This window comes from Trichothermofontia sp., from assembly GCF_053493415.1.
The window spans coordinates 1-19,827 of sequence record NZ_JBRCAD010000106.1; the positions used below are offsets into that span (position 1 = coordinate 1).

15 protein-coding genes are annotated in these 19,827 nt (G+C 53.5%); 11 read left to right on the forward strand and 4 right to left on the reverse strand.

Going from position 1 to position 19,827, the window contains the following annotated elements:
* Positions 1 to 119: 119 nt before the first annotated feature.
* The 4 genes from ACWIUF_RS09125 to ACWIUF_RS09140 form a co-directional block, all read right to left on the reverse strand.
* Positions 120 to 338, reverse strand: a complete 219-nt coding sequence (locus ACWIUF_RS09125) for a type II toxin-antitoxin system RelE/ParE family toxin (RefSeq protein WP_448572038.1) — start codon at positions 336 to 338, stop codon at positions 120 to 122.
* Positions 335 to 595, reverse strand: a complete 261-nt coding sequence (locus ACWIUF_RS09130; protein ID WP_448572039.1) for a ribbon-helix-helix domain-containing protein — start codon at positions 593 to 595, stop codon at positions 335 to 337. The genes ACWIUF_RS09125 and ACWIUF_RS09130 overlap by 4 nt, the downstream gene beginning before the upstream one ends.
* A gap of 244 nt (positions 596 to 839) precedes the next feature.
* Positions 840 to 3,224, reverse strand: a complete 2,385-nt coding sequence (locus ACWIUF_RS09135; RefSeq protein ID WP_448572040.1) for a pre-peptidase C-terminal domain-containing protein — start codon at positions 3,222 to 3,224, stop codon at positions 840 to 842.
* A 476-nt stretch (positions 3,225 to 3,700) separates the two neighbouring features.
* Positions 3,701 to 4,336, reverse strand: coding sequence for a ribonuclease D (locus ACWIUF_RS09140; RefSeq protein WP_448572042.1), 636 nt, complete (start codon positions 4,334 to 4,336; stop codon positions 3,701 to 3,703).
* Positions 4,337 to 5,232: 896 nt separating this feature from the next.
* On the opposite strand from ACWIUF_RS09140, the gene ACWIUF_RS09145 reads away from it, so the two are divergent.
* The 11 genes from ACWIUF_RS09145 to ACWIUF_RS09195 form a co-directional block, all read left to right on the forward strand.
* A complete protein-coding gene (locus ACWIUF_RS09145) occupies positions 5,233 to 7,122 on the forward strand; it encodes an iron uptake porin (RefSeq protein WP_448572044.1) in 1,890 nt (629 codons plus the stop codon).
* Between the two features lie 140 nt (positions 7,123 to 7,262).
* Positions 7,263 to 9,686 (forward strand): iron uptake porin, encoded by a 2,424-nt coding sequence (locus ACWIUF_RS09150; RefSeq protein WP_448572045.1) that lies wholly within the window; start codon positions 7,263 to 7,265, stop codon positions 9,684 to 9,686.
* Between the two features lie 382 nt (positions 9,687 to 10,068).
* Positions 10,069 to 10,491 carry a nuclear transport factor 2 family protein gene (locus ACWIUF_RS09155; protein WP_448572046.1) on the forward strand — a complete coding sequence of 141 codons (423 nt, stop codon included), beginning with the start codon at positions 10,069 to 10,071 and terminating at the stop codon, positions 10,489 to 10,491.
* 115 nt (positions 10,492 to 10,606) lie between these two features.
* A complete protein-coding gene (locus tag ACWIUF_RS09160) occupies positions 10,607 to 11,041 on the forward strand; it encodes an ester cyclase (protein WP_448572048.1) in 435 nt (144 codons plus the stop codon).
* 62 nt (positions 11,042 to 11,103) lie between these two features.
* Positions 11,104 to 11,520, forward strand: coding sequence for an ester cyclase (locus ACWIUF_RS09165; RefSeq protein WP_448572049.1), 417 nt, complete (start codon positions 11,104 to 11,106; stop codon positions 11,518 to 11,520).
* Positions 11,521 to 11,714: 194 nt separating this feature from the next.
* Positions 11,715 to 12,593 carry an ester cyclase gene (locus ACWIUF_RS09170; RefSeq protein WP_448572050.1) on the forward strand — a complete coding sequence of 293 codons (879 nt, stop codon included), beginning with the start codon at positions 11,715 to 11,717 and terminating at the stop codon, positions 12,591 to 12,593.
* Between the two features lie 340 nt (positions 12,594 to 12,933).
* Positions 12,934 to 14,529, forward strand: coding sequence for a phytoene desaturase family protein (locus ACWIUF_RS09175; RefSeq protein WP_448572051.1), 1,596 nt, complete (start codon positions 12,934 to 12,936; stop codon positions 14,527 to 14,529).
* Positions 14,530 to 14,634: 105 nt separating this feature from the next.
* Positions 14,635 to 15,846: a cytochrome P450 gene (locus tag ACWIUF_RS09180; protein ID WP_448572052.1), complete on the forward strand. Its 1,212-nt coding sequence runs from the start codon at positions 14,635 to 14,637 to the stop codon at positions 15,844 to 15,846.
* 88 nt (positions 15,847 to 15,934) lie between these two features.
* Positions 15,935 to 16,729 (forward strand): alpha/beta fold hydrolase, encoded by a 795-nt coding sequence (locus ACWIUF_RS09185; protein ID WP_448572053.1) that lies wholly within the window; start codon positions 15,935 to 15,937, stop codon positions 16,727 to 16,729.
* A 277-nt stretch (positions 16,730 to 17,006) separates the two neighbouring features.
* The gene (locus tag ACWIUF_RS09190; RefSeq protein WP_448572054.1) at positions 17,007 to 18,536 is read left to right on the forward strand and encodes a GMC family oxidoreductase; all 1,530 of its coding nucleotides are present in this window, start codon (positions 17,007 to 17,009) and stop codon (positions 18,534 to 18,536) included.
* A gap of 461 nt (positions 18,537 to 18,997) precedes the next feature.
* Positions 18,998 to 19,827 (forward strand): calcium-binding protein (locus tag ACWIUF_RS09195; protein ID WP_448572055.1); only part of this gene is annotated, 830 nt, incomplete at its 3' end.

A 19,827-nucleotide genomic window follows, 5' to 3' on the forward strand; every position in this document is an offset into this window, starting at 1 on the left:
GACAAAGCTGCTTCAAGATCAATTTGACAAGCTTCGGGAATGAGGCTATCATAGAACATCATTTTTTATTTGTTAGAGGACAGAATACTGCATTCTGTCCCTTTTTTCCATCGCTTAACCTAACTTTCAACACTTCTGCCTTCCAGAGATATCCCTCGAAGACTAGGGCGAATGGTTGCATAGCTTTTGCCACTATTAGGAAAGGCTACGAGTTGCTGACACTTACGATTAAAAGCACGAAAGAATTTTTCACCTACTTCAAGATTGGTTTCAGCAAAGTAATTAGGAATTTTGTCTAGGTCTTGACTTGCAAGAATGTTAATGACGTAGTGACTCATGCTTGATTTGCCTGCTGGAATCGCTCTAAAATTCCATTTATAAACGTTTCGCCATCAATCGCAACACTATGATTGGAGGCGGCGATCGCTGCGTCAATTTTTTCCCGAACATCTTCAACCCACGCGGCTTCAGAGCGATCGTACTCATCAAGCAACCGCAACGCGATTTCTAAAATTTCTTCGGCAGATTGGTATTTACCAGCTTGCAGCTTGGTTTGTACAAGCTGTTCCTGCTCAGGCGTGAGACTAATACCCATATACCCTCCCCATTCAGCACGAAAATTCTTCCAGTGTAGTTTTTACATCATAGCAAGTAACAATCTGAATAGCTATACAGGCTTCCTGTCCGTAAGTGAACTGGGGTAATGAACGTAGCTAAGGTAGTTGTATCGATCGAGAAAAATATGTAAAAAACGATCGCACCGGAGTGAAGGCGCGATCGTTAACTTTACTCTTCTAGAAAAACTTAATTGAAGTTGTTGCTACAGCAATAAATGTGAACTAGGCGTAGTTAACTGTGTAGCCAATATCATCCAGGATGGCACGGTCCAAATTAGTAGGTAAGGTTCGAGTTCCAGCCATGCCACTAGGGGTCATGGCGTGAGTGCCCGCAGCAGGTGAGATATGAGAACCTTGCATCGGAACGGGGCCACCATAGATAGATCGGGCTATAGGTCCATAGAAAGAACTACCCGATATTTGGCTGTTAAAGGCATTAACGTTAGTAAATCCTAAAACATGCCCCAATTCGTGAACAGCGACAGAGATGAAATCAATTGTGTTGAACGGGATGTCGTTAGAAGTAGTTGGTGTCGTATCGAAGAACCAATTATCACCAGAGTCAAAGCTCAGGCTTCCCGTCCAAGGCTCAAAATCTGAGCCAGTCCAACGGGTTGCGAGGCTACTGCCGCTAGGGTAAGTTGCAGATGGACCACCATCTGCAGATGTACCAAATGGGCCATCAATATACCGTGATCCAACAAAGACTAATACATCATCAATTGTACCTGCAGTTAGATTTTGCATAGTGTTTGTTTGTGGGTTACGGACATAGAGGTTGGTACCAGCAGGAACATCAGCAAATTCATCACGAATAATAGCTTCCCAAATATCGGCTGCTGCCTCTAAAGCTGCACGACGCGCAGGATCATTAAAGAAGCCATTGGTGTCAAACCGATAGTCAAACTGGATATTAAAACTACCCGTTGGGGGAGTTACCCCTGTTGTTGCCGTGAGGCTTAAGTTGTAGTTGGTGTTAGCAGTACCAAAGGGATAGACCCGCACAAAATAGGTACCGGGGTCAAGGGTGCGACTAATGGTATCTGCTGTCGTACCGCCATTGGTCGAACTGGCTAGGACTTCACTGCTATCAACAATACCGTTGTTGTTAGCATCTCGAATCAGTTGCACATCGGCATCTGCACTCATGCCGTTCAGGGTGAGGCTGAAGTCACTGCGGCTCGTCAGGTTGAAACGATAGAAGTCGTTGGTATCCGTGCTACCCACAAAATCGCTGAAGGTTTGGGTGCCGCTGAGGGTACCGATGTTGCGGGCTGTGCCCAAGGTATTCCCAGCGCCATCGATGGGGCCTGTGGGGTTAGCCGTGAGGCTTAAGTTGTAGTTGGTGTTAGCAGTACCAAAGGGATAGACCCGCACAAAATAGGTGCCGGGGTCAAGGGTGCGACTAATAGCGTCCGCTGTCGTACCGCCATTGGTCGAACTGGCTAGGACTTCACTGCTATCAACAATACCGTTGTTGTTGGCATCTCGAATCAGTTGCACATCGGCATCTGCACTCATACCGTTCAGGGTGAGACTGAAGTCACTGCGGCTACCGAGGTTGAAACGATAGAAGTCGTTAGTATCCGTGCTACCCACAAAATCGCTGAAGGTTTGGGTGCCGCTGAGGGTACCGATATTGCGGGCTGTGCCCAAGGTATTCCCAGCGCCATCGGCCGTAAGACTTAAGTTGTAGTTGGTGTTAGCAGTACCAAAGGGATAGACCCGCACAAAATAGGTACCGGGGTCGAGGGTGCGACTAATAGCGTCTGCTGTCGTACCGCCATTGGTCGAACTGGCTAGAACTTCGCCACTATCGACAAAGCCGTTGTTGTTAGCATCTCGAATCAGTTGCACATCGGCATCTGCACTCATGCCGTTCAGGGTGAGGCTGAAGTTACTGCGGCTACCGAGGTTGAAACGATAGAAGTCGTTGGTATCCGTGCTACCCACAAAATCGCTGAAGGTTTGGGTGCCGCTGAGGGTACCGATATTGCGGGCTGTGCCCAGGGTATTACCAGCGTAGTCTGATCTTTCAACTAGGATGGAGCGATTGCCTATAACAATAGTTGCTGTGTCGTCCTCAGTTTGAAGCCTTGCCAGATCTTCTGTGGTCAAGTTTTGCCCCTGAACGATCGCGCTAAAAATGGCACCTTCATCGCCGGGAGAGTCAACCACATTAATTTGCGCATCAATATAGTGACCGATCTCTTCCAGTAAGACATCGGCAATGGCGGCTGGATTATCGGCATTGCGGCTTAAAAAGCTATCCGACAGATAAATCGTTCCCGTCAGCGAATCGAAAGCACCATTCGCACCTTGCAACACATCCGCCGCCAGGATCTCAATCTGAGGGAAATGGCTGACATCACCCATCAAAAAATCCTGGAAAAGCGCAGAGGCTTGGGCTTCATCAAAATCACCAAACGGGATTCGGAGGGCATCCAGAAAACCAGGATTAGCGGAAAAGTCAGCCAATTGCGTGTGGGCCAACTCCAGCACCGCATCAGGGATCTGCGCCAGATCTAACGAGAAAGTGCCTTGGAGGGCGGGGTCAAGATTTTGGAAGAAGGTTGCACTAGAATCAGCAGCAGTAGCGTCAAACATGGGGATGCGCTCCTAGAGAAATGGGGCAGTGTGACATGAGGGATCGACCCTCCTGCATAGTCATCAGGGGTAACGGAGCATTTTTATGCAATGCCCTCATCCTGTTTATGGGGAGTGTCGTTAAACCTCACATATTCAATATACCCACACCCATCTCAAAATCAACATTCAAAACTTACTTTATTGAAGCTTTCATTTTCTCACTTAAAAGAACCCAGCCTTTACCCAATCTTGACAAGCAACAGATATTACCTATGCATTCCCACCCCAGATCAGACTTATCGTCCGTGGGGTAAGCGTCTTGTCTGCTAAGGCTCGGTATTCTCACTTAGTTAATGCTAGTGATCTGTCACCTTAAAAATGCGCGATTGTAGGTTGGTGTCGAGTTTACGAGACCCAACAACTGACTGGCATGGTTGGGGCGCACTGCGTTTGACCCAACCTACGATAATACTCAAGCACATTACTCAAGCATATTAATGCTCAAACACATTATTGTATTGCAGCAAATCCAGACTCACGATCGTTGGTAAACAGGCAAAACACTGCTCCGCCAACGCCAGCCGCGCCTCCCGCTCCAACATCATTATCAACTGCTCACGGGCCTGGACCAGATAGCGCACATCATTCGCCGCATAGCGCAACTGCTGCTCCGAAAGATTCGCCGCATTCCCCCAGTCCGAACTTTGGGAACTCTTATCCAGTTCCACCCCCGCAACATCCTGCACCAGATCCTTAAGGCCGTGGCGGGGGGCATAGGTGCGGGCCAACTTACTCGCCAACTTCGTGCAAAACACCGGATTCACCCAAATATCCAGGTGATAGCGCAACATCGCCAGATCAAAGCGGGCAAAGTGGAAAATCTTGGGAATACCCGGTGCTTCCAGTAAGTGCTTCAGATTGGGAGCCGCCGTTTGCCCCCGGGCAATCCGCAGCACCGTCACCCGATCGCCCGGATCACACAACTGCACCAAACACAACCGATCGCGCTGGGGCAACAAACCCATCGTCTCCGTATCCACCGCGATCGCCTCGGCTCGGAGATAGTCATTCAGTATCTCTAGCGGCAAATCCTGGTCACAAATCTGAAACTGCTGGGGAGTTGGGTCCATACACGCCATCGATAGAGGAAGGATATCAAGGCGACGATCGCAAGCACGATCGCGATTCGGAGACAATCGTCAGGGTAATCCTACCACCGACTTCTGCTGCTGCGACCAACGATCGCGCCAAGTCCGATCCCAGGGCGTTCTAGGGCAGCATCCTGGGTTGGGGCCAGCTTGTCAAATTGCGGTCTCCATAAGTTTACAAACTGTTACCTACTCTATGACCGAATCTTATGACCTATCTATGGTTGTGATTGCCTGTAAGAGCGGGCCTAGGGAGAGGGTCCGGAAGCAGTCTGCTTGTGCCAAGGGCAATCGCAGACACGGTGCGGAAGGCGATCGCAAATCGGTTGCCCCAACCCATTGTACGAATCCGGCAAGATCCGGTATTGTGCTATAAACGTTCAGGTTGATGCGAGAAGAATCTAGCTACTGTCCGATCTGCATCTGAATAAACATCATGGCAACTCAGCATCATGGCAACGGCCACAGGTGCATAAGTTCTCAAATCCAAAATCCTCAACTTCCAGTCGTCTAGATCATGAGCGCTAGAATTGCGCTTTCGCCCGGATTCGTCACCCAGTGCTTCTGCCGCTGGGAACTGCGAACCGCTGGAGGGAAGGCTGCCACGCTTATTGCAATGCCTAATACTGAGATGGCAGGATGCAACGGTTGACAAATGGCCAATTGACAACAGATAAATCTAAATCGATATCGATCACGATTTGGTTTTGTGTACCCAGTGCTTAACAACATGAGGGTGAATCTTTTTAGGTAACGGGTCCCTTAGTAATCGTCCAACTGTGGTGTGCGAGTGGTGTGCTATGAGTAACTTGACAAGATTTCCCTGCCCCGGAAGGTGCCAAACACAGCGTCATGAGGATAAGCCCTGGAGGGTACGAGTGGGTCCCCTCGCCCTCGCCAGTAGCTTGCTCACGATCGCAGCTCCTGTGGCCGCCACCGCTTCCCCCCCAGCCATTGATACGCCCCCCAATACCCATTCATCGCATCCATTCGATACGCCAGATACGCCCTCAGTATCGGCAACATCGGCAACAACAACCGCAACGATCCACCCGCCGATTGCCCTGGCCCCCACAACACCAGCCAATGCGATCGCCCCGATCCCCCCGCCGCCGGAACCCAGCGATCCGGTTGGAAGGGGAGGCACCGGGACGTTAGCGTCAACGGCCATCCCGATCGCCGATGCAACCAAAACGGCAAAACCGGCTGTTCCCAAGGCTGCGCCCAGCCAGGGCGTGAAACAACTGACCCGCCGCAGCCGTGCCCAACGGACTTCCGTCACCCAACTGTCCGATGTCCAACCCACCGACTGGGCCTTCCAAGCCCTGCAATCCCTAGTCGAGCGCTACGGGGTGATCGCGGGCTATCCCGATGGCACCTTCCGAGGCAACCGGGCCATGACCCGTTACGAATTTGCGGCGGGGTTGAATGCCGCCCTCGATCGCGTCAGTGAACTGATTGCCGAAGGGTTGGCCGACAAGGTTTCCAAGGAAGATCTGGAAGCCCTCCAACGCCTGCAAGCGGAATTTGCCACCGAGTTAGCCACCCTGCGGGGACGGACCGATGCCTTAGAAGGGCGGGTGGGTCTGCTGGAAATGCTGCAATTCTCGACCACCACCAAGCTATCGGGGCAGGCCATTTTTGCCCTCAACGCGGGCTTCCAGGATGGCGACTCGGTGATTGATGCCCAAACCTTTGACCGCATCAGTGGCAGCGATCCCAACACCACCTTCTTTAGCCGGGTGCGGTTGAACCTGAATACAACCTTCACGGGTAAGGATCTGCTCTTAACCCAGTTGCAGGCCGTGACCAGTACGGGAACGCCGCGATCGAGCAACTCCCCCGGTTTGGGCTATGATGCCGCCGACTTCCTGGGCGATCGCTCCAGCAGCCTGTTCTACTCCCAGGGGGTGCCAGGGGCCAACAATACCTTCCAACTCAATCGCCTGCGCTATACCTTCCCGATCAACGACGATCTGCAAGTCGCCATTTTCCCCCGCTCCTTCCCCACCGACTTTATTGACTACAACACCTTTGCCAACCGCCAAGGGGATAACGCTGACAACTTCTCGACCGAATCCCTGACCAACAATATCCTGCTCTTCGCCCTGGATAATCCGGCAGCCGGGGCAGCCGTCACCTGGAATCCCAACGGGGGCGGATTCACCTTCCGCGCCGTCTATACCGCCCAAGATCCCGCCGTCCCGAATCCGACCGGGTTAGGGGGCGCACCGATCCCCGTGACGGTTACCGATATCTATGGCAACCCCGATCGCAATAATCGTGGCGGGTTATTTGGCGACCCCAACATTGGGTTCCTGGAAGCGGAATACAACTGGGGGAAGGGACGGGCGATTCGCTTGCAGTATGCCGGGGGGTCCCAAGGCGGCAGTCGATTTGAGGCGATCGGGGCCAACCTGGAATATGCCTTTACCCCCAAGGTGGGCTTCTTCGGGCGCTTTGGCTACTCGCCCAACTTCCTACCGATTCCCTTTGAGGGCATCGCCCCCACCTACTGGGCAGCGGGGCTAGCCTTCCCCGATCTGTTTAAGGAAGGGAACCAGGGCGGGATCGCGATCGCCCAACCGTTAATCTTCCAACATCCCGACATTGACCACACCCAGACCAACTATGAGGTCTACTACAACTACCGGGTGAGTGACCAGATTCGCATTACGCCCTTGCTCCAGGTGATTACCCATCCCCTCAGCCAGTCTGAGAATGGCACTGTGGTCACGGGGACACTGCGAACCGTTTTCTCTTTCTAGGGATTACCCAAAAGCATGACCTAATGACCTAATTGTCATATTGCCGTTGCGAGGGAGCGTATCCCGTCTCCATGAAGACTTGTCCGGTTAACGGAGCCAGTTGTAGAGTCAGCTATCAGTGAGGGGTAGGGAAATTGAAGGTGTCAAGTCTTTTACCAAATCTGTTGCCCAAGGCATTACGGTTGAATGCGGCCAGTTGGATCGCGGTCCTAGCCGCCACCACTGTGGCAAGCGCGAATGAACCCCCCGTAAACCCGATTGGAGACGCGGAACCCCCCGCTTCCCCTACGGCAGCGATCGCGTCCGCTAGCACTCCCACCCCTGACGCCGAAGGGCCGCTGGTAGCCGATCCCGTTGGCGATCGCCCGCCCATCACCTCCCATACCGAGTCCAGCGCGTCCAGCGAGTCCAGTCAACCAGCCGCCGCGATCGCCCCCCCTGAAGCCGGTGCCAACGCTCGTTCTGCGACGATCTCACCCACTGTCCTTCCCGCCACCGACGCGGCACCCAAAATAGACGTTGCCACTCCCCTGGACCGTGATACGCCTTTGGCATCAGAAAGCGATCGCCCGCTATCCCCATCCGCCCCCCAGCTAGCGCCAGTTGCCTTCCCCAAGGTACTGCCCACCCGCAGCCTGCGCCTGAGTTCCGAGACTCTCCTGGATCAGGTCGATCGCTACATGAGTGGGGAAGGTGTGAATCCCCTGCTTAACCAGGTCGATCAGTATGCCGACGGGGCACCGCGCCTGGAATCGAGCAGTGGCAATGCGTTGCTGGATCTGATTGAAGGCTATGTGAATGAAACGGCGACGATCGGGATCGATCCGCAGTTAGTCAAAATCGAAACCTATGCCACTGAAGGAGTCGTCGAGCCACCCTTTAGCTTCCAGACCACTTCGCTAAACTTCCTGGAAGCCAACTCCACCGTGGAGTGGGCCTTTGGGGAACCGATCGCCCCTGACAGCGCCGCCGCCCTTGCCCAGGTCACCTCGGTGGCCCAACTCTCGGACGTTACCCCCACAGTATGGGCCTTCCAAGCCCTCCAGTCCCTCGTGGAACGCTACGGGGTGATTGCGGGCTACCCCGATGGCACCTATCGCGGTCACCGCTCCCTGAGCCGGTATGAATTTGCCGCTGGCTTGAATGCCGCAATGGATCGGATTAACGAACTGGTGGCCCAGGGCAGTGCCGATTTGGTGAACAAGGAAGATCTGGAAACCTTACAGCGGCTCCAGGAAGAATACCAGACGGAATTAGCGGCGATCGCCGGTAAGGTGGAGGGGCTGGAGGGTCGCACGATGGCCCTGCTCACCGATCGCTTCTCCACCACGGCCAAGCTTTTCGGCCTCGCCTTCTTCAACGTCACCGGGTTAACGGGAGCCGATGGGGTCCTCCGGGAAACGGGCCAGCGGGTCCTACCAGGTGTCAAATCCCCGCCAGTGGTCCAGGAAATTGAGCGCGATCCCAATGTCACCTCGGCGGGACTGGTCTGGCTGAACCTGGGGGCCTCGTTTACCGGTAAGGATTTGCTGATTACCCAACTGGCAACCGGTATTGGCATTTCCCCCGCCAACGTCATTACCTCGCAAACGTCCTCCGTCAATACGACCGGTAATCCCTTTACCGATGCCGGAGCCTTCCTGGGTCCCAATGCCAGGGTGGTTTTACGGGAGATGGTCTATGAATTCCCAATGGGAAATGCACGGGTAGCGATCGGCCCCCGCATTAATTGGTTCCGCTTCTTTGATGAAAACCGCTTCACCTTTTTCCTGAACGGGACGACCTCGCTCAATCAGATCGCCAATCCATTGACCACCGATATTCGCCGGGGGGCGGGCGCGATCGTGCGGTTACCCCTGGGCAACAAAGTCCGTCTGGGTTTGGGCTATTTGGCCGAGAGCAACGAATTTGTTGATTTTAATTCGGCCTCAGTGCCTACCGAAGGACTCTTTGGCGGTACAAACAGCCTTACGGCAGAATTGGCCTTCAATCCCAGTAATAATTTTGGGATCAAGTTCCTGTATAACCGCTTGAATCAGCAGGCCCGACAGGTGTCATTAAATGGCGTACCTATTGATACCAATAAGTATATCAGTGGGGTACCGATCAATGGGATTGCCGATGATGGCGCAGGTGGGTCGTTGCGCAATGCCCAATCCGATATTTTTCAAGTGAATACGGAATGGCTAGTTACCCCCCGATTTGGCCTATTTGGTCGTTATGGGATTGCCAACACCAACTTGAATGCAGTCGATGACGATCGCGACGGTTCAATTACCACCCAAAGTTTCCAAGTGGGGATGGCGTTCCCCGATTTATTCAAACAAGGCGCGGTAGGCACTCTGGCATTTCTCATGCCGTTTAACTACACCAGTGGCCGGAAGTACCTGGTTTCAGGGGGCGGTGATGGCGGCACCCAATACGAGTTAGAAGGCACCTATTACTGGCCTGTTAGCCCTAACATTGCCATCATTCCTAACTTCCAAGTAATTTTCAATATCAATAATTTCGAGAGTAATCCGACCATTTTTATTGGCAACTTGAGAACGCAGTTTAGTTTTTAAGCATTACCCAACGACAGCAAATTTCCCCCCTAGGCTGTTATCCTTGTGGACCCTCCGAGGAGCAATGTAACTAAGGAAACAGGGTTCCGCGAAAAAAATATTAAGAAAGTTTAAATTTTCTGGAGTCCGGAGGATTCATTGCGGTTAGTTGTTTAGGTGTTAAGCGCAGAATGGTGGCCATGTACTGAAAATTTTTGTTATCAGTGTGGTGTGCCACGCAAGCCCCCAATGGTTAAATCATGATGATAAAGTGGGAGCACTCCGCCCTTTGCAACGATGCTTATAACTATTGGAATTCTGTTGCCGTCCGTTAGTTGAAACCGTCTCACTGCCGGTCTCGTTGTTGGTCCTGTTGTGAATTAATCCTCGCTAAGGAGAAATCATGTCTAGCAACGTCGAAGTTGTTGAAAAGATGTACCAATGCTTTAAGTCAGGGGATATGGAGACCCTGAAGGCTGAGGTATTCGCAGAAGACTTGAAATGGCATTTACCGGGTCATCACCCTTTGGCGGGAACCAAAAATGGCGTGGGTGAAGTGTTGGCCTTCTTTGGTCGGCTGCGGGCCTTGGGTTTGCAGGTGACACCCTTGGGAATGGGGGAACTCAACTCCGGTGGGGTGGTTGAGGTGTATAAGGCTACCGGTGAGGTAAATGGGGCAACGCTGAATGCCTTTAACTGTAACTACTACACGGTGAAGGATGGTCGCATTGTCGAAGTGCAAGTATTAATGGCCGATCAACATGGCTATGATGCCTTTTTCTGGCAAGCCTATCAGCTAAAGCCCATTCCCGATCGCCTGGTCTAGGATTGGGATTAGGTTAGCCGTCGCGATCGTGCCTAATCCGGATGCTGACGGTTGTGAATGCGAATCGTAGCGATCGTGATTATTTTGCGTACTTGTTTGTAAAGGAAAAATCACTATGACTCCGGTTGAAGAACGGAATGTTGCCTGTTTCCAGCGCTTTATTGAAGAAGGGCTGAATCAGAAGAAGTGTGCCAGCATCGTTGACGATATTGTTGCCCAAAACCTGATTATGGAAGCCCCTACGGTGCCCATGATCGATGGTCGGCTCAATGGGGTAGCTATCTTTCGTGTTTTTACAGATGCGTTTCTGAATGCCTTTCCTGACGTGCAGTGTACCTTGCCCTATCTGATTGCTGAGGGCGATGTTGTGGCGGCTGATATCGCTTATGAAGGGACCCATCGCGCCGAATTTGCCGGTGTTCCGGCAACCAATAGATACATTAAGGCGGGTGAACTCTGGTATATGCACTTTGCCAATGGCAAAATCCGCCACCTGCGTATTTGTGAATACGGCACGCCCCTGCTCGCGCTACTGAAAGGGGCGGACTAACGACGATTGACGGCAAGGTGACGTTTGTTCAGCACTTACTCAATGCTAATTGGAGAAAATTCATGACCCCAGAAGAGTGTAAGTCGGTATTGGCCACCCTGTTTGATGAAGTCCTCACCCAAGACAAACAAGACTTGATTGATGTACTCTACGACGAGAGCTATGAGTTTATTGTGCCGAAACTGGCTGGAATGACCAGCAATGTGGTTCAGGGCCGGGAGAATTTCAAGAAACGGGTGACAGCCTTCCGGCAGGCATTTCCCGATGTGATCTACGCGATCGACAGCTTTGTTTCCAATGGCGAGGTTGTCGCCACCAGCTTCACCTTTACGGGCACCCACGTAGGTGAGTTCGCCGGATTTCCGCCGACCAATAAAAAGGTCTCGGTAACTGGCATTCACTTTGCCCAACTCAAAGACGGCAAAATCATCAAAACCTGGGCGGGCTTTACCAATATTGGTGAGGTATTGGCCTCTTAAATTTAAATGCGAATTGTGGGGTAGGTGTCCCGCCTGCCAATTGAAATTGTGGGGTAGGCGTCCTGCCTGCCTGTCTAGCCGTAACAGGCCAGAGGCCCATCCCACAAACTCAAAACCTAGGATTTTGACAGGCCAGAGGCCCATCCCACAAACGTAGAACTTACCTTAACTTGCCCCTTACCCAACTCCCCGCCATGTCTGTTGAAGAAGAAAACAAAGCCCTAGCCCGTCGGTACTATGCCGAACTCATGAGTAGTGGCGATTTGTCCTTTGTAGACAACTACTTTGCCCCTGAATTTGAATTCACTAATCCCACCCACACGGAACCCTATCGAGGGCAGGAATTCAAAGATCTCGTTACCATGCTGCGGGGCGCTTTCCCCGATCTCAAGTTTACGGTCGAACACATGGTTGCCCAAGGTGATACCGTGGTGGGCCACTGGACGGCACGGGGTACCCATTCTGGCGGCCCCCTCGAAACCTTGCGAGGTGACTTACCGGCCAAGGGCTATCAGTTCGCGATCGATGGGGTTTCCTGGCTGCGCATCGTCAATGGCAAGTTCGTCGAAGCCCGGATTAACGAAGAAACCCTGGGACTTCTGCGCCAAATTGGGGCACTGCCCACCCCAGAACCGCTGCCCCAACCGACCACCCCAGAGCAGAATGCCGCTTTGGTCGATCGCTATTTCAACGAGGTGATCAATGGCCGTAACCTGTCTGTTTTAGCAGAAATCACCACCGACCAGGTTATTCATCGGATTCCCACCCTCTCCATCGATCTGAAGGGGCGGGAAGCCACCGAAGCGTTGATTAGCGACCTGCACGCAGCCTTCCCAGATCTCAAGTTTGAGGTCGAGCGCCAGGTTGCGGAAAGTAATAAGGTTGCCAGCCGTTGGTATATGACGGGTACCCACGCGGGCGCACCGTTCCTGAACCTACCCCCATCGGGCAACGCCGTGAAGGATCAAGGGGTGAATTTCTTTATTTTCTCCCCAGAGGGCAAAATCGCCGAAATTTGGACAAATGAGGACAGCCTGGGGTTATTGCGCCAATTGGGTGCCTTTGGTTCGTAATTTCTGCCCCATACCCCCCATTCGTAGTCACGACTTTAGTCGTTGCAGACCAGGCGTTGGTCATGCTTAAGACCCAGCACCTTCAACCCCTTTATTGGGTCCACTGCGTTTGACCCAACCGACTAGTACAGCAACAATAAAGTTTCGCCATGTTGGTAGTCACGACTTTAGTCGTTGCAGACTAAAGCCCATGTTGGTAGTCACGACTTTAGTCGTTTCAGGCTAAAGCCAGCACTACGAACGTTGCAAAATTTACTTGTCGAGCGACTAGCTAGCTGGCAGAAAACCTTGCAGAATTTGCGTTTCGAGCGACTAGGCAAAAACAATCTGAGCAAAAACCATGTCATCCTACGACGCCATTATCATCGGCAGTGGTCCCAATGCCCTGGTCAACGCTGCTTACCTCACCCAAGCGGGTTGGAGTGTGTTGATCCTGGAGCGTAATCCCCGTCCCGGCGGCGGGATGCAAACGGGGGAACTTACCCTACCCGGTTTCACCCATGACCTCTATGCCGGATACCTCATTCTCTTCGCCCTTTCCCAGGCTAACCGGGACTTTGGCGCAGAACTGCAAAAGCGGGGCCTCAACATGGTGGGCACCCAATACCCGGCGGGGGTGTCCATGCCGGGGGGGAAGACTGCCGTGATTGCCACCGATATGGCGGCGAATATTGCCGAAGCCGAACGACTGGCTCCCGGCGATGGGGCGGGTTGGCAGCAGATGATTCAGAATATTGGGCAACACGCAGAATCGGTGTTTGGCCTGCTCAATATGGACCTGAGTTCGCCCACCGCTCAAGCGATTCAACAGCAACTTATGGTGACCGCCGATGGGGCACCCACCCCCTTTGCCCAGGATTTCCTCCTCTCGGCGCGGGATGTGCTGGAATCCCTCTATACTTCGGAAACCTGGCGCGGCATTTTGGCCCCCTGGGTGTTGCACAGCGGCCACGGGCCGGAGGATGCCAACAGCGGTTTCTGGACCCATGTCTTTGCCCTGGGATTGCAGTCGGCGGGGCAGTTTGTCGCCGTGGGCGGGACCGAAATGCTGGCGAAGGCGCTGGTCCAACTGATCGAGGATCAGGGCGGCACAGTCAAAACTGGGGCGAGTGTCAGCCGGATTCTCGTGGAAAATGGACGGGCGATCGCAGTCCGTACCGAGTCAGGTGAAGAGTACCGCGCCAACCGGGTCGTCCTGGCCACAACCACACCAGAGCAACTGTATCTCAATCTCCTGGCGGAAGAGGATGCCCCCGCCGCCGTTCGCCAGCAGGCACAGAAATACCGCTACGGTCACAGCGTCTTCTTTGTTCACCTGGCCCTGGATGAACCCTTGCATTGGGTAGACGAGCGGCTCGATCAGGTGATTTACACCCACATTACCAATGGCTTGGATGGGGTATCGCGCAACTATAACGAAACCATGCGCCGCCTGCTGCCCGCTGATCCTGTCATTGGCGTGGGGTTACCCAGTATCCTCGATCCCTCCCGTGCGCCGGCGGGGAAAGCCGTGGCCGTCTTGCAAGTATTAGATGTGCCGTTCCGGTTTAAGGGCGATGCGGCAGGTGAGATTGACGTAGGCGAGGGTGTGTGGAATGAGGATCTGAAAAACCGCTTTGCCGATCGCGTGATCGACATTGCCAGCCAGCACATTCCCAACCTGAAGTCATCGATTTTGGCGCGATCGATCGTCACCCCCCCCGACCTGGTGCGCTATAACAGCAATTGGCAAAACGGTGATCCCTACAGCGGCTCCCACGACATTGCCCAAAGCTACTGGTTGCGGCCCTTCTCGGCAGCGTCGAGTTACCAAACAGTGATTCCCAACCTGTACATGATCGGCGCAGCAACCTTCCCCGGTTTAGGGCTAGGTGGAGCCTCTGGGTATATCGTTGCTCAACAATTGTTACATCAGACTTCTCCAGCGGGGGGGTGATCGGTAGAGTTTAATAGCAAGCCTGATCAGGGGGTAACCGATAGAACCCGATCCGACCTGGGTTATCCCCCTGGCTAACTTCCCCTATCCTCACAACTTTTTTCTATGTCCCAACCGAGTAGTCTGCTTGATCCCGAAGTTGCGAATAATCCCTATCCCTTCTATCGAAAACTGCGGACAGAAGCCCCGGTTTTTTGGGACGAGAAAATGCAGTGCTGGGTGGTCAGCCGCTATGCTGATTTTGTCGCATTATCCCGTGAGCCACGGCTGACGAATATTCCCCCGAAGGGACCGGATTGGCCCACCCGACAGGCAGTCTTAAACACCTTGAATCATAATCTGGTGTTGTTCAACGATTTGCCTGCCCATACCCGGATTCGCAAGCTGATGGAGCAAGCTTTTGATCCCCGTGTGCCTAGGGCGCAGGCCTGGATTGACCAGGTGGTGAATGATCTGATTGATGGGGTGATCGATCGCGGACGGATGGATATTGTGGCTGATTTTGCGGTGCCCCTGCCCCTGACGGTTCAAAGTCGGGTGCTGGGTCTACCCGTCGAAGACAGTGGGCAACTAACCAAATGGCAGGCGGGGTTAGCCAATTTTATCTTTATGACCGCGTTCCTGCCCCAATTCGACAGTGAAGCGGCAGCCGAGGAATATCACCAAAGTTTCTTGTCTCTGCGGGACTATTTACAATCGATCACGGAAGCTCGTCGGCAACACCCCCAGGATGATGTGATCAGTGATTTGGTCCGGGCGGAAATTGAGGGCGATCGCCTCACCAACTTAGAATTATTAATGAGTTGTTTGCTCCTGATGACGGGGAGTTTCCTCAGTATTTCAGTAGCCCTAACCAACTGCTTTATTGGCCTACTTCGTAGTCCTGATCAATTGGCGCTCTTGCAGGCCAACCCCCACCTCATTGACTCGGCGGTGGAGGAATTGCTGCGCTATGAGAGCCAGGTCCAGCTTGCCGCCCGTCGTGCTCTGACGGATTTTGAACTGCACGGTCAATCGATTCGAGAGGGGCAAATCGTTATTGTCGGCTTAGGGCCGGGAAATCATGATGAGGCCCAATTCGCTGATCCGGAACGCCTAGATATCACCCGTGCCGACAACCGCCACCTGGCTTTCGGCTATGGCCCCCACGCCTGCATCGCCGCCGTCCTGAACCGGATGCACCTCCGTACAGCTATTAATACCCTGCTGAAGCGCGTCCAGGATCTCCAGTTGGAGAGCGAAGCCATTGTCTGGAGCGGGGCACCGATCTTTCGGCTGACGGAATCATTGAACGTGACCTTTTCCCCACGTACCTAGGATTTGGCATAACGCAGCCGATGATGACGCAGCCGATGATGATTTAACCGAATTGGCAGAAACCCTTTAGTAACTACAGGAAAAACCAATGCCAACTGCAACCACGAGCGATGGAATCCAGATCTACTACGAGGACATGGGACAAGGCGAACCAGCCCTGCTCTTAATGACGGCCTGGTGCATGAGTCATTCCCTCTATCGCCACCTGTTGCCCAAATGTGCCGAGCATCGACGGACCTTAGCCCTCGACTGGCGGGGACATGGCCAATCGGAAGTACCGACGGAAGACTTTGGCGCGGAAGGGTTGATCAAAGATGCCCTCGCGGTGATTGAAGCCAGTGGTGTCCAGCAGGTTATTCCCGTTTCGGCCTCCCACTCCGGTTGGATTACGGTGGAACTGCGTCGAATTTTGGGCGATCGCGTCCCCAAGGTGATTAATACGGATTGGCCGATCCTGCCGCCCCCCCAACCCTATATGGATCTGGTCCATGCCCTAGGTACACCAGAGACCTGGGAACAAGCACGGGCGACCCTGTTCGATATCTGGCTGGAAGGGGTTGATAACCCGGAGGTCATCAGCTTTGTCCGAGAGGAAATGGCAAGCTATGGGGCAGATACCTGGCTGCGATCGGGTCGGGTGATCGGCTCCAACTATGCCGCTGGGGGTTATCCCCTCCAGGCCCTCAGTAGTATGAGTCCCAACATCCCGGCTTTGCATATCTACTCGCAGCCACCGGAGCAGGAGTATTTGCAAGCTCAACTCGATTTTGCCGCTGCGAATCCCTGGTTCCATGTTCACCGATTAGCAGCCCATTCCCATTTCCCGACGCTGGAAGTGGCGGATGAAATTGCGGCGGTGATTGAACAATTCGTGACGGCCTGAGAAGCGGTTTGAAAAGTCCAAATACGGGTGATTGGACGACTAAAGTCGTCACTACAAACTTAGTGGTTGGACGACTAAAGTCGTTACTACAAACTTAGATTGGACGACTAAAGTCGTTACTACGAACTTAGTTGATCTTTTTTTGTTTGTAGTTGCGGGTTTGCCGCAATCTCCCCTTTTTTTAATAGCTTTTAAACACTTGTGGGGTGGGCCTCTGGCCTGCCCTTAACCCAGCACACAATTAAAACCGTATTGACGGCATAGCCGGGAAGTAAGTATGACAACTTATGATTATGTGGTCATTGGGGCTGGTTCAGCCGGGTGTGTGTTAGCCAATCGCCTGACGGCAGACCCCAATGTAACCGTGTTGCTGTTGGAAGCGGGCGATCGCGATACAAAACCCGAAATTCAGATTCCGCCCGCTTGGGTGACCCTACTCGGCTCGGAGATCGACTGGCAATATATGACGGAAGTTGAACCGGGTCTGGCGAATCGCCAACTGCGGCAGGCGCGGGGCAAGGTGCTGGGGGGAACCAGTGCCATTAACGCCATGATCTATATCCGGGCCAATGCCAAAAACTACGATGGTTGGCAGGCAGCAGGGAATGCCGGTTGGGGCTACGAAGACGTGTTGCCCTATTTCCGGAAGTCAGAACATTACCCAGGGCCGGCATCAAAATTTCACGGTACCGAGGGATCTCTGGCAGTATCGGCGCTGTCGGCCCCCCATCCCTTGTCCAATTGTTTCATCGAGGCGGCGGTCAGCTTGGGGTATCCCCGGAATCCGGATTTCAATGGGGAAAGTCAACTGGGGGCTGGGTTTTATCCCCTCAATACCAAGGAGGGTAAACGGCACAGTTGCGCGACGGCCTTCCTTGAGCCGATTCGCGATCGCCCGAATTTAACTATTGCGACCGGGGCACAGGCGACGCGCTTACTGTTTAGCGGCGATCGCGTTTCAGGGGTGGCCTATCAACAAAATGGCGTGATGCAGGAAGTGACTACCGATCGCGAAGTCATTCTCACAGCCGGGGTTTTTGATTCGCCGAAATTGCTACTCCTGTCGGGGATTGGTCCCGCCGATCAACTGCGTGCCCTAGAAATTCCGGTGAAGGTAGACTTACCCGGTGTGGGCCAGAATTTGCATGATCATTTGCTTGTTTCTGTGGGATATCAAGCCACGCAGGACGTGCCTCCCCCGGCCCCCGATAGCAACCTAGGAGAAGCGGGCTTGTTCCTGCATAGTCAGAACCGGACGGATGCGGCCCCGGATCTACAACTCGTCTTCTTGCCCGTGATCTTTGTGAATCCAGCCTTTGCCCGCGAAAATGCCCAGGGTTTTACGGTCTTGACGGGTCTCGTTGATCCCAAGAGCCGGGGTCACTTGCAACTGCGATCGGCTGATCCCTTGGCTCCGCCCCGCATTTTGGTGAACTATCTCCAGCAGCAGGCGGATGTGGATGCCTTAGTAACAGGGGTAAAACGGACTCGCGAACTATTACAGGCGGGGGCTTTCGATCCGTTCCGAGGTGAGGAAATTGCGCCCGGTGCAGCGGTGGTGAGTGATGACGCGATCGCGGCCTATGTTCGGCAGACGAGTGAGGCGTTTTGGCACTCGGTCGGCACCTGCAAGATGGGGCATGATCCTCTGGCAGTGGTGGATGATCAATTACGGGTGCGGGGAGTTACGGGCCTACGGGTTGCCGATGCTTCGATCATGCCCACAATCCCAACGGGTAACACCCATGCCCCCACGATGATGATCGCGGAAAAAGCAGCAGATTTGATCAAAAACAGTACCCATTAGGTTGATACAGCACTGTCATACTCGGTGAGGTACAAGCAAGGGGCTTACGCCCCTTGTTCGCAAGGCTTGTTGGACCTAATTTACGCGATCACGGATTAATCCGTCATAATTAGCGAAAGTTCAAATTGCCCTATTTTGGGCCAGCCCGTACAGTTTTTTAAGACTAATTTGTCCCTAAGGCTTGCCTAGCGGCTAGAGAAGTGACCGGTCATTGCGATCGCCTCACAACTAACACGGCTAACCTGATCTTCCCCTTTGGTTTTCTGGTGGGGTGGGCCTCTGGCCTGCCATTACACACCTCTGGCCTGATGCATCTTCTGGTGGGGTGGGCCTCTGGCCCGCCATTGCGGACCTCTGGCCTGCCATTCAGATAATCGCCCATAACCCTAAACTCCCCCTAAACTCTCCTCCGAGCTTTGATCTCATTTTGATCTCATTGTTATTAAGGACCCTAAACACGCATGGCTAACTTGCTAGGTACGCCCGGTGCCGATGTTTTGCTGGCATTTAGTACTGACGACTTCATATTTGGCTTAGCAGGTGCCGATGCCCTCTTTGGGCTACAAGGCAACGATCGCATCTACGCCGGTAAGGATCACGATCGGGCTTGGGGTGGCAAGGGCAATGACCTTGTTTTCGGTAATCTTGGCAATGACTTCTTGCGGGGAGATTTAGATAACGATACCCTCTACGGCGGCAAAGGGAGCGATGGCCTACGCGGTGGCAAAGGGGCGGATGTTCTCTTGGGCGATCGCGGCAGTGATGTGCTGTTTGGCGACCTGGGATCCGATAGCCTGACGGGGGGCCCCGGTGCCGACAAGTTTATTTTAGCCAGAGTATCCGGCCAAGCAACGGCAACGACGGGGGGGCCTAACCTGCTGGATGCCGATGTGGTCGATGATTTTGAGAATGGGACCGATTACCTCGGTTTAGCCGGGGGACTGCGCTTTCAGGATCTAGATTTCATTCGGATTACCCCCGAACTCGATCCCTCTGGCCGCTTTAACGGTGACACGGTGATTCGCGATTTAGCCACCGGGGAATTTTTAGCCATCCTCAGGGGTATTAATCCCGCCCAACTGAGTGGGCAAGATTTTACCACCAACCTGGAGCCAATCCCTGAGGTGGCGACCGACAATCCTGCACCTGGAAATAATCCGGGCGGCAATCCTGGGACTCCCCCCGATGACACGCCGGGCAATAATCCGGGCAATCCCCCCGGTGGTGGTAATCCGGGCAATCCCCCCGGTGGTGGTAATCCGGGCAATAATCCGGGCAATCCCCCCGGTGG

What these genes read in the sequence shown, in the direction of transcription:
- ACWIUF_RS09125 (WP_448572038.1), bottom strand. Translation starts at nt 338, where the DNA reads ATGAGTCACTACGTCATTAACATTCTTGCAAGTCAAGACCTAGACAAA.
- ACWIUF_RS09130 (WP_448572039.1), bottom strand. Translation starts at nt 595, where the DNA reads ATGGGTATTAGTCTCACGCCTGAGCAGGAACAGCTTGTACAAACCAAG.
- ACWIUF_RS09135 (WP_448572040.1), bottom strand. Translation starts at nt 3,224, where the DNA reads ATGTTTGACGCTACTGCTGCTGATTCTAGTGCAACCTTCTTCCAAAAT.
- ACWIUF_RS09140 (WP_448572042.1), bottom strand. Translation starts at nt 4,336, where the DNA reads ATGGACCCAACTCCCCAGCAGTTTCAGATTTGTGACCAGGATTTGCCG.
- ACWIUF_RS09155 (WP_448572046.1), top strand. Translation starts at nt 10,069, where the DNA reads ATGTCTAGCAACGTCGAAGTTGTTGAAAAGATGTACCAATGCTTTAAG.
- ACWIUF_RS09160 (WP_448572048.1), top strand. Translation starts at nt 10,607, where the DNA reads ATGACTCCGGTTGAAGAACGGAATGTTGCCTGTTTCCAGCGCTTTATT.
- ACWIUF_RS09165 (WP_448572049.1), top strand. Translation starts at nt 11,104, where the DNA reads ATGACCCCAGAAGAGTGTAAGTCGGTATTGGCCACCCTGTTTGATGAA.
- ACWIUF_RS09170 (WP_448572050.1), top strand. Translation starts at nt 11,715, where the DNA reads ATGTCTGTTGAAGAAGAAAACAAAGCCCTAGCCCGTCGGTACTATGCC.
- ACWIUF_RS09175 (WP_448572051.1), top strand. Translation starts at nt 12,934, where the DNA reads ATGTCATCCTACGACGCCATTATCATCGGCAGTGGTCCCAATGCCCTG.
- ACWIUF_RS09180 (WP_448572052.1), top strand. Translation starts at nt 14,635, where the DNA reads ATGTCCCAACCGAGTAGTCTGCTTGATCCCGAAGTTGCGAATAATCCC.
- ACWIUF_RS09185 (WP_448572053.1), top strand. Translation starts at nt 15,935, where the DNA reads ATGCCAACTGCAACCACGAGCGATGGAATCCAGATCTACTACGAGGAC.
- ACWIUF_RS09190 (WP_448572054.1), top strand. Translation starts at nt 17,007, where the DNA reads ATGACAACTTATGATTATGTGGTCATTGGGGCTGGTTCAGCCGGGTGT.